General features: G+C 62.0%; 9 protein-coding genes and 1 pseudogene. 6 read left to right on the top strand and 4 right to left on the bottom strand.

Annotation, left to right across the window (positions count from 1 at the left end; all coding sequences use genetic code 11):
* Positions 1–57: 57 nt before the first annotated feature.
* Positions 58–564: pseudogene (locus ACODR6_RS03805) on the bottom strand (winged helix DNA-binding protein); the annotation flags it as partial.
* Positions 565–704: 140 nt separating this feature from the next.
* Here ACODR6_RS03805 and ACODR6_RS03800 point away from each other — a divergent pair.
* Positions 705–4,325: a hydantoinase B/oxoprolinase family protein gene (locus tag ACODR6_RS03800; RefSeq protein ID WP_489020868.1), complete on the top strand. Its 3,621-nt coding sequence runs from the start codon at positions 705–707 to the stop codon at positions 4,323–4,325.
* A 17-nt stretch (positions 4,326–4,342) separates the two neighbouring features.
* Here the strand turns inward: ACODR6_RS03800 and ACODR6_RS03795 are convergent, their stop codons facing one another.
* Entirely contained in the window at positions 4,343–4,672 is a 330-nt protein-coding gene (locus ACODR6_RS03795; protein WP_413711956.1) for a hypothetical protein, read from the bottom strand.
* A gap of 311 nt (positions 4,673–4,983) precedes the next feature.
* On the opposite strand from ACODR6_RS03795, the gene ACODR6_RS03790 reads away from it, so the two are divergent.
* The gene (locus tag ACODR6_RS03790; RefSeq protein ID WP_489020866.1) at positions 4,984–5,718 is read left to right on the top strand and encodes an SDR family oxidoreductase; all 735 of its coding nucleotides are present in this window, start codon (positions 4,984–4,986) and stop codon (positions 5,716–5,718) included.
* Positions 5,719–5,736: 18 nt separating this feature from the next.
* Positions 5,737–7,014: an L-fuconate dehydratase gene (locus ACODR6_RS03785; RefSeq protein ID WP_489020864.1), complete on the top strand. Its 1,278-nt coding sequence runs from the start codon at positions 5,737–5,739 to the stop codon at positions 7,012–7,014.
* Positions 7,015–7,018: 4 nt separating this feature from the next.
* Here ACODR6_RS03785 and ACODR6_RS03780 read toward each other — a convergent pair whose 3' ends face one another.
* Entirely contained in the window at positions 7,019–8,020 is a 1,002-nt protein-coding gene (locus ACODR6_RS03780) for a Tim44 domain-containing protein (protein WP_489020862.1), read from the bottom strand.
* 79 nt (positions 8,021–8,099) lie between these two features.
* Positions 8,100–8,558 (bottom strand): YbaK/EbsC family protein, encoded by a 459-nt coding sequence (locus ACODR6_RS03775; protein ID WP_112712681.1) that lies wholly within the window; start codon positions 8,556–8,558, stop codon positions 8,100–8,102.
* A gap of 149 nt (positions 8,559–8,707) precedes the next feature.
* On the opposite strand from ACODR6_RS03775, the gene ACODR6_RS03770 reads away from it, so the two are divergent.
* The 3 genes from ACODR6_RS03770 to ACODR6_RS03760 all read left to right on the top strand — a co-directional run bounded on the left by ACODR6_RS03770 (position 8,708) and on the right by ACODR6_RS03760 (position 12,785).
* On the top strand, positions 8,708–9,592 hold the full coding sequence (locus ACODR6_RS03770) for a helix-turn-helix domain-containing protein (protein WP_130280211.1): 885 nt from the start codon (positions 8,708–8,710) through the stop codon (positions 9,590–9,592).
* 165 nt (positions 9,593–9,757) lie between these two features.
* On the top strand, positions 9,758–11,923 hold the full coding sequence (locus ACODR6_RS03765; protein WP_489021524.1) for a TonB-dependent siderophore receptor: 2,166 nt from the start codon (positions 9,758–9,760) through the stop codon (positions 11,921–11,923).
* 82 nt (positions 11,924–12,005) lie between these two features.
* On the top strand, positions 12,006–12,785 hold the full coding sequence (locus tag ACODR6_RS03760) for an ABC transporter ATP-binding protein (protein WP_489020859.1): 780 nt from the start codon (positions 12,006–12,008) through the stop codon (positions 12,783–12,785).
* Positions 12,786–12,790 lie beyond the last annotated feature (5 nt).

Raw genomic sequence — 12,790 nt, 5'->3', positions numbered from 1 at the left:
CAAGGCCACAAACGGCGTGTGGCAATCAACAATTTTCGGGCCGGTTCGCACCGCTGCCTAAAGCGTCGCGGCTGCCCGCGCCGCCTGGTTGAATGCGCCCGAGATGAAGCGCAGGATGGCGGCCGTTTCCGACAGCGTCTGCTCCGCGGGGCGGGCATTGGCGGTCGAATCGACGAGTAGATGTTTGCGCACTTCCGCGTAGGTCTTGCAAGCCTGCGCGCCCTGCTCGGTGATCTTCACGGTTTTTTCTTTTCCGGTACGGCCGGTCGTCAGCAGCCCCGCCGCCTGCAGCTTGCGGATCGCATAGGTGACGATATGCGTGTCCTCGATATCGAGAACAAGGCAGATATCGGCGAGTTTCTTTTCCCGGTCGCGGTGGCGGATCGAGTGCAGGATGAGGATTTCCATCGGCGATAGCCCGGGAAATCCGGCCGCCGCCATGCAGCGGACGATCCAGCGGTCGAAGGCATGGGAGGCGAGGATCAGGCCATACTCGATCTCCGAAAGACCGGGAGACCCGCCTTCGGCGAGATGGGCGGAGGAGACGATCGGGCCGAACGAGGCGGGGCCGGGAAAGACATTAGCATCCTGATCCCTGTTTTTGCCGTTAGCCATTTCGCTCTCCTGTCTTGACGAGAATATGTCGTCATTTTATCGATATTTTATCAACGTGCAATTCCGCAATCCAATCCGAGGACGGGGCCATGCAAACGACGGATACCAAGAGCTGGGATTTCTGGATCGATCGCGGCGGCACGTTCACCGATATCGTCGCCCGCGACCCGCAAGGCGAATTACATGCCCGCAAGGTGCTCTCCGAAAACCCGGCCGCCTATCGCGACGCTGCGGTCCACGGCATCCGGCTGCATCTCGGATTGACAGCGGGCGAAGCGATCCCGGCCGGCTTGATCGGCGAGGTTCGCATGGGAACGACGGTCGCGACCAATGCGCTGCTGGAGCGCAAGGGCGAACGGCTGGCGCTGGTGACCACCAAGGGTTTCCGCGACGCGCTGCGCATCGGCTATCAGGAGCGCAAGAAGATCTTCGCGACCGAGATCATCAAGCCCGATGCGCTCTACGACACCGTCACCGAAATCGGCGAGCGTGTGCTGGCCGATGGCACGGTCGAGCTTGATCTCGATGAAGACGAGGCGCGCCGCGCGCTGGAGGCTTTGCGCGCGGAAGGCTATCGCTCGGTCGCCATCGTCTTCATGCATGCCTATAAGTTTCCGGCCCACGAGGCGGCCGTTGCCCGCATCGCCCGCGAGCTCGGCTTCGAGCAGGTCTCCGTGAGCCACGAAGTCTCGCCGCTGATCAAGCTTGTCGGCCGCGGCGATACGACTGTCGTCGATGCCTATCTGTCGCCGGTGCTTGGCCGCTATGTGGCGCAGGTTTCCGACGAGCTCGACGTCAAGCGCACTGGCGCCCGCGTCATGTTCATGATGTCCTCGGGCGGCTTGACGGCTGCCGATATGTTCCAAGGCAAGGATGCCATTCTCTCCGGTCCTGCCGGTGGTGTCGTCGGCCTCGCCAAGACCGGCGAGCAGGCGGGCTTTTCCCGCGTTATCGGCTTCGACATGGGGGGTACCTCCACCGACGTCGCGCATTTCGATGGCGAATATGAGCGCGCCTTCGAGACCGAAGTCGCCGGTGTGCGCGTCCGGGCGCCGATGATGCTGATCCATACGGTCGCTGCAGGCGGCGGCTCGATCCTGCATTTCGAGGATAACCGTTTTCGTGTCGGTCCGGATTCGGCTAGTGCCCATCCCGGTCCGGCTTGCTACCGCAACGGCGGGCCGCTTGCGGTCACCGATGCCAACGTCATGACCGGCAAGCTGCTGCCCGAATTCTTCCCCGCCATCTTCGGCCCGAACCAGGACCAGCCGCTTGATGTCGATACCGTCCGGACGAAATTCGCCGAACTTGCCGCGCGGATCGGTGATAACAGAAGCCCCGAAGAGGTGGCAGACGGCTTCATCCGTATCGCGGTTGCCAATATGGTCGAGGCGATCAAGAAGATTTCCGTCCAGCGCGGCTACGATGTCACCCGCTATGCGCTGAACTGCTTCGGCGGCGCCGGTGGTCAGCATGCCTGCCTGGTCGCCGATTCGCTGGGGATGAAGAGCATCCTCCTGCACCCGATGTCCGGTCTTCTCTCGGCATATGGCATGGGCCTCGCCGATATCCGCGCCACCCGCCAGAAGGCGCTCGGCGTGCCGCTGGATGCGGCCGCACCCGCCGCAATCTCTGGTCTCGCCGTCGAGCTTCAGGGCGAATGCAAGCCGGAACTGGAGGCGCAGGGCGTTACCGCGGCTGCGATCCAGACCGTTGCCCGCGCCCATGTCCGCTATGCCGGTACCGATACTCTTCTTGCCGTCGAAACCCGGTTCCCGGCCGAGGACAATGCGGATCGTCTGCGCGCCGAGTTCGAAATCCTCCACAAGCGCCGCTTCGGCTTCATTGCCGAGGGAAAGCCGCTGGTGGTCGAGGCGATCGAGGTGGAGACGATCGGCGGCGCTGCCGCGCAGATCGACGTCACAAGCGAAGAAGGTGCCGGTGGCGAGGCGAAAGCGACGCGCCGCACGCGCTTCCATTCGCAGGGCGACGTGCATGACGCAGCCGTGGTGCTGCGCGCCTCGCTACAAGTAGGCCAGACCGTCACCGGTCCGGCAATTGTCATCGAGCCGAACCAGACCATCGTCATCGAGGATGGCTGGCAGGCGAAGCTGACGGCCCATGACCATATCGTGCTGACCCGCATCAAGGCGCTGCCGGAACGAACCGCGATCGGCACGAAAGCCGATCCCGTCATGCTGGAGATTTTCAATAATCTGTTCATGTCGATTGCCGAGCAGATGGGTGTGACGCTTCAGAACACCGCCTATTCGGTCAATATCAAGGAACGCCTCGATTTCTCCTGCGCCGTCTTCGATGCCGAGGGCAACCTCGTCGCCAATGCGCCGCATATGCCCGTGCATCTCGGATCGATGGATGCCTCGGTCGCGACCGCCATCCGTGAGAACCCGGTCATCCATCCGGGCGACGTGTTCCTGATCAACGCGCCCTATAATGGCGGCACACATCTGCCCGACCTGACGGTCTGCACGCCTGTCTTCGATGCCGAGGGAACGCGCATCCGCTTCTGGGTGGCCAGCCGCGGCCACCATGCCGATATCGGCGGCATCGCGCCCGGCTCTATGTCGCCGCTCGCAACCCATATCGAGGAAGAGGGCGTCTATATCGACAACTTCAAGCTCCTCGATCGCGGTCGATTCCGCGAAGACGAGCTCGCATCCCTTTTGACCGGCGCCCGCTATCCGGTGCGCCAGCTGGCCCAGAACGTCAATGATCTCAAGGCCCAGGTCGCCGCCAATGAAAAGGGCGTCGCCGAGCTTGCCAAGATGATCGCGCTCTTCGGCGAAGATGTCGTCGACGCCTATATGGGCCACGTCCAGGATAACGCCGCCGAAAGCGTGCGCCGCGTTCTCGACCGTCTGAAGGATGGCGAGTTCAGCTACGAGATGGACCAGGGCTGCAGGATCGTCGTCAAGGTGACGGTCGACAAGGACAAGCGCGAGGCGACGGTCGATTTCACCGGCACGTCAGCGCAACGCGCCGATAATTTCAACGCGCCGCAGCCGGTCACCCGTGCCGCCGTTCTCTATGTCTTCCGGGTTCTCGTCGAGGCCGACATCCCGATGAATGCCGGCTGCCTGCGGCCGATCCGGATCATCATCCCGAAGGGCACGATGCTGACGCCGGAATACCCGGCGGCCGTCGTCGCCGGTAATGTCGAGGTCAGTCAGGCGGTCACCAACTGCCTGTTCGGCGCCGTCGGCGCGATGGCGGCGGCGCAGGGCACGATGAACAACCTGACCTTCGGCAACGATGCCTATCAGTATTACGAGACGATCTGCTCAGGCGCGCCGGCCGGTCCGGGCTTCAACGGCGCCGATGCCGTCCATACCCACATGACCAATTCGCGGCTCACCGATCCCGAAATTCTCGAAACCCGCTTCCCTGTGGTGCTGGAAGATTTCCATATCCGCAAGGGCTCGGGCGGCCGCGGCAAGTGGTCGGCGGGCGACGGTACCGAGCGGACGATCCGCGCGCGGGAAAAGCTGGAATTCGCGATCCTCTCCGGCCATCGCCGCGTCGCGCCGTTCGGGCTTGAAGGCGGGGAGCCGGGCGAGCTCGGCCGCAACGCCGTGCGGCGCAATTCCGGCGCGCTCGATGTGCTGATCGGAAGCGCTCACACGCAACTCGAAGCCGGCGAAGCCTTCATCGTTACCACGCCGACAGGCGGTGGCTACGGGAAGGCCTGAGTTTGGTTGACTCTAGATCAGGTCCGGGCGCGCTTCAGCGGAACGGCTGACGGCACGGCCTGATCGAGCTTGTTATAGGCCGCCTGGATGATGTCGAGATCCGAGGCATGGCCGACGCCTGCCAGATTGTACATCAGATCGCCGACTGCAGCATCGATCCGCGGTGCGCGGACGGAATAGACCTTTTCGACGACGCCCTGAACGGACTCCGGGTCGCCACCCAGAGCCTGATAGAGCCCGATGGCCCGGAAGATGAAGGCATTGCGGCGGTCGTTGATATCTGCTGTCGATTGGTTGCCGATCAGCGTCTGCATGAGTTCGACGGCTCGGTTCTGATATTCGCTCATCGGGCGCTCAATTTGTCGTTCATTTTGTCGTTCATCAGGAAAGCGAAAGTTTTTTAATGATGTCTAAATAATGGGTTATGGATATTTGTAGCCGCAATCATAGGGCGTCTAAATTAATAGAATATATAGCCGCCGGAAAATATCGCCTGGCCGGCGGCCCGGCATGCCGCGCCTGTCAAGGCCAGCAATCGCAAACTTCGGCATTGCATTTTGCTGTTCTGTTTTTTATCGATAATATGACAATGCGAATTGAAGGGCGGCGAAGACCGCCTTCGCTCCGTTCCATGCGCGACATCAAGGGAGGCCCTAGCATGACCATCTCACTTTCCGGCAAGACCGTTCTGATCACCGCTGCAGGGCAGGGGATCGGCCGCGCCTCGGCGATTGCCTTCCATCAGGCCGGCGCCACGGTGCACGCGACCGATATCAACACCGAGACGCTGGCCCAGCTTGCTGCGGAGACCGGGATTGCGACCCACAAGCTCAACGTCCTCGACGAGGGCGCGGTGAATGCCTTGGTCGCCGAAATCGACCGGGTTGATGTGCTCTTCAATTGCGCCGGCTTCGTCCATGCGGGATCGATCCTGGAGATGAAGGACAGCGATCTGGAGTTCGCCCTCGACCTCAACGTCAAGGCAATGATCCGCACCATCCGTGCGGTGTTACCCGGGATGCTGGAGCGCAAGGACGGCTCGATCATCAACATGGCTTCGGTCGCCTCCAGCATCAAGGGCGTGCCTAACCGCTTCGCCTATGGCGTCACCAAGGCTGCCGTCATCGGGCTGACCAAGTCGGTCGCCGCCGACTATGTCGCCCAGGGCATCCGCTGCAACGCGATTTGCCCCGGCACTGTCGAGAGCCCGTCGCTGCAGGACCGCATGAAGGCGCAGGGTGACTATGAGACGGCGCGCGCCGCCTTCATCTCCCGCCAGCCGATGGGCCGCCTCGGGTCGCCGGAAGAGATCGCCGAGCTCGCCGTCTATCTCGCCGGCGCCACCTACACGTCGGGCCAGGCCTATGCCATCGATGGCGGCTGGACGATCTGAGGCGCGGGAGGAAAGACAATGACCTGCATTACCGGCCTTCGCGTTTTCGATCTCCGCTTCCCGACTTCGCAGAGCCTCGATGGCTCCGATGCGATGAACCCGGATCCGGATTATTCCGCCGCCTATGTGATCCTCGATACCGACGAGGCCGGGCTTGAGGGCCACGGCCTGACCTTCACGATCGGCCGCGGCAACGACATCTGCTGCATGGCGATCAAAGCGATGGATCATCTGGTCGTCGGCCAGGATCTGGAGAGCTTCCGCAACGCGCCGGGCAAGTTCTGGCGGCATCTGACCGGCGACAGCCAGCTGCGCTGGATCGGCCCCGACAAGGGCGCGATGCATCTCGCGACCGGTGCCGTCGTCAATGCTTTCTGGGATCTGCTGGCCAAGAAGGAAGGCAAGCCGGTCTGGCAGCTGGTCTCGGAACTGTCGGCAGAGGAAATCGCCGATATCGTCGATTACCGCTATCTGACCGACGTGCTGACGCGCGACGAGGCGGTGGCGATCCTGAAGAAGGCGGAAACCGGCAAGGCGGACCGGATCGCGACGCTCAAGGCCGAAGGCTACGCCTGCTATACGACCTCTGCCGGCTGGCTCGGCTACGACGACGAGAAGCTGCGCCGCCTTTGCCAGGAAGCGATCGATGCCGGTTTCAACCATGTGAAGATGAAGGTCGGCCGCGATCTCGAAGACGATATCCGCCGCCTGCGGATCGCCCGCGAGGTCATGGGTCCCGATCGCTACCTGATGATCGACGCCAATCAGGTCTGGGAAGTGCCGCAGGCGATCGACTGGGTGAAGCAGCTCGCCTTCGCCAAGCCGTTCTTCATCGAGGAGCCGACGAGCCCAGATGACGTGGCCGGCCATCGCAAGATCCGCCAGGCGATCGCGCCGGTGAAGGTCGCGACCGGCGAGATGTGCCAGAACCGCATCATGTTCAAGCAATTCATCGCCGAGGGCGCGATCGATATCGTGCAGATCGATTCCTGCCGCATGGGCGGGCTGAACGAGGTGCTGTCGGTGCTGCTGATCGCTGCCAAATACGGCTTGCCGGTCTGGCCGCATGCAGGCGGCGTCGGGCTCTGCGAATATGTGCAGCACCTGTCGATGATCGACTATATCGCCGTGTCAGGCACGAAGGACGGACGGGTGATCGAATATGTCGACCACCTGCACGAACACTTCCTCGATCCCTGCGATATCCGCAACGCCGCCTATATGCCGCCGTCGAAGCCGGGCTTCTCGATCGAGATGAAGGCGCAGTCGATCGCCGACTACACCTTCAAGCGCTAGAGATTTAGGCGGCCCACTGGCCGGTGCCCTGGATGGCGGCAAGCTTCCAGTCGGCGCCGTGCTTGCGCACGAAGGTCCAGACTTCGGTGCTTTCGCTCGGGCGGCGGTCGTCGCCCGAGACGACTTTGCCGCTGTCGCGCTCGACCATCGCATCGATCGACGAATAGCGCATCGCGAGCGTTGCATATTCCAGCCCATCTTCGCGCCAGGCTTCGGCGATATCGCCCTGCAACAGCTTGACGTCGGAGACGCGGTTGCGCACGCCGTTGGTGGCGTTTTCACCGAGCTCTTCGGCAAGATAGGACATGGCCTCGGGTGTCGTCAGCGTGCGCAGCGTGCCGTAATCCTCCGCGCCATAGGCGGTCTGCACCTTGGTCAGCAGTTCCTCGAACTGGTCGAGATCGGCCTGCGCCAGACCGATTTCATCGCTCGGGCGCTGGCCGCGCGGCTGCTGTTGCTGGTAGCCCGCAGCGCCCGAACCGATCTTCGGGATGCTGAAGGACGAATTGTTGTTCGACGACATGTTGCTGTAGGACGGCCCGCCCGCCGAACCGTAGGACGGCTGGCGGCGATTGGCGAAGAAGCGCATGGCGAGGGTGATCGCGCCGAAGATCAGGGCGATCTGCAGCAGCATGCCGAGGAAGCCGAAGCCGCCGCCGAAACCATGGCCGAGCAGCATGCCGAGCAGGCCACCGGCAATCAGGCCGCCGACCATCGAGCGGCCGAAGCCGCCGAACAGGCCACCGGGGCGCCGGGTGTTGAAGGGCTGCTGAGCGGTCGACGGCGCCGTTGTCTGCGGACGCGGGGCCATCGTGCGGTCGATCGGAGAGACGGTCTGCGGCGCGGTATTGGTCACCGGCGGCGCCTGGAAGGTGCGCGTTCCGCGGCTGCCGAAACCGCCGCTGGCCCGGCGGGCTTCGGCGTCTCCATAGGCAGCAAAAACGGTGGCGCTTGTCAGAACGGCAATCGCCGCAATCTTGGCAAAACGCGAAACGGCACGTGGCATCTCTTCTCCTATCGGGGTCATTGTCGATGTCGGGACCTAATATAGGGATCGCCGCGCCGATTTGAAGCCAGCCGAAAGTCTATTGGCAGACATCGACCCATTTGGCGCCGGTGATGGCCGCGAGACGCCCAGTCGGAATGCGCACCGCCGAGTTGGGCGAACCGGCAGCCGGGAGCACCTCGTCGAAGCGTTTCAGCGAGGCATCGCAATAGATTGGCAGTGCCGCCGGCAGGCCGAAGGGGCAGACGCCGCCCACCGGATGGCTGGTCACTTCCAGAACTTCCTCAGCGCCGAGCATGCGGCCCTTGCCGCCGAACGTGTCCTTGAATTTCCGGTTATCCAGCCGCGCCGTGCCGCTTGCGACCACCAGCATGGTCTCGTCGCCGACGCGCAGGCAGATCGTCTTGGCGATCTGCGCCGGCTCTACGCCATGGGCTTCGGCGGCCAGCGTCACGGTCGAAGAGCTGGCTTCGGTTTCGATGATTTCGATATCGGGTGCATGGGCGCTGAAGAAGGCGCGGACGGATTCGAGGCTCATGGCGGCGATGCTAGAACAGGCGTCCCAAGAAATGAAGAGGCCTTCGACGCGGACCTTTTTTTGCGCTGCAGCGAATGCCGGTTGCCAATTCTTCCCATATTCGCTAGAGAAAACTTGATTATAAAATGAAGGTTTAATTCAGCGCCCCCATGACCTTTCAGCCGCGCATGCAGAACAGGATCGAAGGCTTTTCCGTCGTCGGCGGCATGAACCGCCGCAACTGGAATGGCATCGTCGCCGATGTCTGGGACGTCGAATGCGCGCCTTATGCCGGCGGCTATTACGTGGCGAACGATCCGCGCCTCTTCATCCTGCTCGATATGCGCGGCCCCGGCGACAGCCGCGTCAAGCTGACGCCGAAAAGCGCCGGTGCCGTCCAGGACACGGTGCGCCGGCCGATCTCCTACGTGCCTGCCGGCATGGAGCTCTGGGCCGATCTCGTCGATGTGCAGTTCGTGCGCCATCTCGACATTCACTTCGATGCCGAGATTGTCGGGCGGCGGCTGATGGAGGATATCGATCCCTCGCGGCTTGCCGATGCCCGGCTGCTGTTTCACGACGAGCGGGTGATGGCGCTTGCCAATCTGATCGCTGCCGAATGCGTCAGCCCGCAGCCGCTGCATGACCTCTATGGCGACGGTCTGGCGCTGGCGCTGATCATCGATGTGCTGAAACTCTCTAGGGCACCGGTGCGCAAGCGCAGCAAGCTGGCGAGCTGGCAGCTGCGGCGGGCCCAGGATTTCATTGAACAGAATTGCCTTCGCAATATCCGCCTGGAAGAGCTCGCCTCGCTCACCGGCCTGTCGCAATCGCATTTCAGCCACGCCTTCAAGGCCTCGACCGGGATCGCCCCGCACCAGTGGCAGACCAATGCCCGCGTCGATCGCGCCAAGCATCTGCTTCTGCAGGGCGAATTCACGCTGCCTGTCATCGCCGCCGAGACCGGCTTTTCCGACCAGGCGCATTTCACCCGCGTCTTCCGCAAGGTGACCGGCGCCACGCCGGCGCTCTGGAAGAAGGCCAACGTTGCCTGAAAACCACGCTTCACGAGCATTTGTTTAGAATGCGGAAATTTGCCCAAGAACGTTCAAATTCCCCGGATTGCGACAATCCCCTCCCTTAAATTTGAGTTAAACGCTCAGCTTATCGACAAGCTGTTAGCCGGGCATCTTTCAAGCCGGCGCGAGTGGGGTAAGACAATGCGTGAGCGGACCAAGGCTCTCATCTTCAAGGCCAATCTCCTGACCGGCGCCGCCGCCATCGGCATCGCGGCCGCCATGCCTGTTCTGGCGCAGGAGGCAACCGAGCTGAAACCGATCACGGTGCAGGGTGATGGCGGGCAGCAACAGGACCCGACCGCGCCGGTAAAGGGCTATGTGGCAAAGACCAGCGCCACGGCCACGAAGACGGGCACGCCGCTCGTTGAGACGCAGCAGTCGATTTCGGTCGTGACATCGGATGAGATCAGGGCTCAAGGCGCCGATACGCTGGGCGAGGCGATTGGTTACACGCCTGGCGTTGTAGGCGAGCCCTATGGTTCGGACGCACGTTTCGACTCGCCGAATATTCGCGGTTTCGATGGCCGCCAAAGCCAGTATCTGAACGGCCTGAAGATGATGCGTACCGCAGGTGCTCCGGCGGTCGAAATATACGGCCTTGAGCGGCTCGAAGTCCTTCGTGGCCCGGCTTCCGTTTTGTACGGTCAGGGCAATCCCGGTGGTCTGATCAACATGGTCAGCAAGCGCCCGCAGTTCGAGCCCATCCGCGAGATCGGCCTCCAGATCGGCACCTACGATTACTACGGAGCGTTTTTTGATGTGGGCGGTCCGGTTTCGGACGGTTCGGACTTCGCCTATCGCTTGACGGGTCTGGTCAAGACCGCGGGCGAGCAGACGGACGATCTCAACAACGATCGCTACTTCATTGCACCGGCCTTTACCTGGCAGCCGGATGAGGACACGAAGATCACGCTGCTGACCAGTGTTCAGCATGACAATCCCGATGCGCCCTCGGGGTTGCCCGCTGCCTTGACGCTTTATGGTGGTGACAACAAGCTGCCCCGTAGCTTCTCCGTTGGCGACGACAGCTTCGACAAGTCGAATCGGACGCTCACGAATATCGGCTATGAAATCGAACACCGCCTCAACGATGTTTGGACCTTCCGTCAGAACATGCGGTATTCGAACTTCGACTGGAAATACCAGTCGCTGTATTTCTCCAGCCTTGATGCCGATGGACATACCCTGAATCGCGGGGCGATCTATCAGGACGAAAATCTCAACACCTACAATCTTGATAACCAGCTTCAAGCCGAGTTTTCGACAGGCGAAGTCGATCACAAGGCGGTTATGGGCGTCGATCTCAGGTATTTCAACAACAGCGCGTTGACCGAATTCGGCCTCGCTCCTTCGCTCGATAGCGCCAACCCGCAATACGGCGTCTCGGTACCCAAGAGCGTTTGGTACAGTCAGGACGTCAACTCCGAGCTGTGGCAGGCTGGCGTCTATCTGCAAGACGAGATCAAGTACGAAAACTGGCGCGCAACATTGGGATTGCGCCAGGATTGGGCTGGTACCAACGGCGAGCAGGAGACTGTTTTCGGCGGCACCACGACCTCGTCGCTTGATCAAACCGATCACAAGCTGACTTGGCGCGCCGGCCTCAGCTATCTGTTTGACAATGGCATTGCGCCCTATGCGAGCTATGCGACGTCATTCGACCCGGTATCTGGCTCCGATGCTGCTGGCAATCCGCTCGTGCCCACGACCGGCGAGCAGTACGAAATCGGCGTGAAATATCAGCCGACAGACTTCGATGGTTTCTTCAGTGTTGCAGCCTTCGATCTGCGACAGAAAAACGTCCTCACGACGACCACCGTGACGCCTCTGCCCCCGGCTGTTCCATACACCGTGAGTGCGCAGATCGGTGAAGTTCACGTCCAAGGCGTTGAACTCGAAGGTGTTGCGAGTATCGCGGATGGCTTGGATCTGCGTGCGGCATACACCTACATGAATGCCGAGGTCGTCGGTGGCGACAACGATGGCAACCGCCCGGACAATGTTCCGAATCACACCGCGAGCCTGTGGCTGGACTATACGTTCAAGGAAGATACGGCCCTGCAGGGCTTCGGTGTTGGCGGCGGCGTTCGTTACATCGGCCAGCGATACGGAGATCTGGCGAATACCTACGATCTTTCCGGCGTAACCCTCTTCGACGCCTCCATCCACTACCAGAAAGACAACCTAAAGGCATCGCTGAACTTCCAGAACCTCGCCGACAAGGAATATGTCTCCAACTGCGGCAGCTTCGGTTGCTACTACGGTGACGGCCGGACTGTGATGGGCCGCGTCAGCGTCTCCTGGTAAGTTGACAATTGCAGTTTAGTTTTGCAAAGCGAGGGCGGGAAATTTTTCCCGCTCTTGCAATTTGAGCTTCCGGAGTTCGCTGATGCCCACCCCCTTCCTGACGATGTCGGATGTCCGCTTTGCGGCGGGCGAGCGCACCATTCTTTCCGGCATCGATCTGTCGCTTGAGAGCGGGCGGATCTATGGGCTGGTGGGGCCGAACGGGTCGGGCAAGTCGACGCTGATGAAGATCATCGCCCGGCAGCATGCGGCGACGGGCGGGAAGCTGGCGCTCGAAGGCAAGGATGCGGCGGCTTGGGGCGCGCGGGAGTTTGCCCGCAAGATCGCCTATATGCCGCAATTCACGCCTGCCACTGATGGCATGACGGTGCGCGAGTTGGTGGCGCTCGGGCGTTTTCCCTGGCATGGCACGCTCGGCCGTTTCGGCAAGGCAGACCATGCACTCGTGGACGATGCCATTGCCCGCACCGATCTTGAGGATTTCGCCGACAGGCCGGTCGCCAACATGTCGGGCGGTGAGCGTCAGCGCGCCTGGATCGCGATGATGCTGGCGCAGAATGCCAGTTGCCTGCTGCTCGACGAGCCGACCTCGGCGCTCGATCTTGCCCATCAGGCGTCGATGCTGTCGCTGGTGGAGTCGCTCAGCCACGAGCGCGGGCTGACCGTCGTCATTGTGCTCCACGACATCAATCTCGCCGCCCGCCATTGCGATGAGATCATTGCGCTCAATCGCGGCCGGATCAGCGCCAAGGGCACGCCTGAGGAGATCATGCAGGCCGAGCGCCTGCAGTCGATCTTCGGCGTCGGCATGGGCGTCTTCACGCATCCGGCGCGCGGCGAGCCTGTGAGCTACCTGCTGTGACGCCG

Source organism: Rhizobium sp. FG96 (assembly GCF_057808655.1).
Note: the sequence above shows the minus strand (reverse complement) of the source record. Positions and strands in the feature narration are given on the sequence as shown.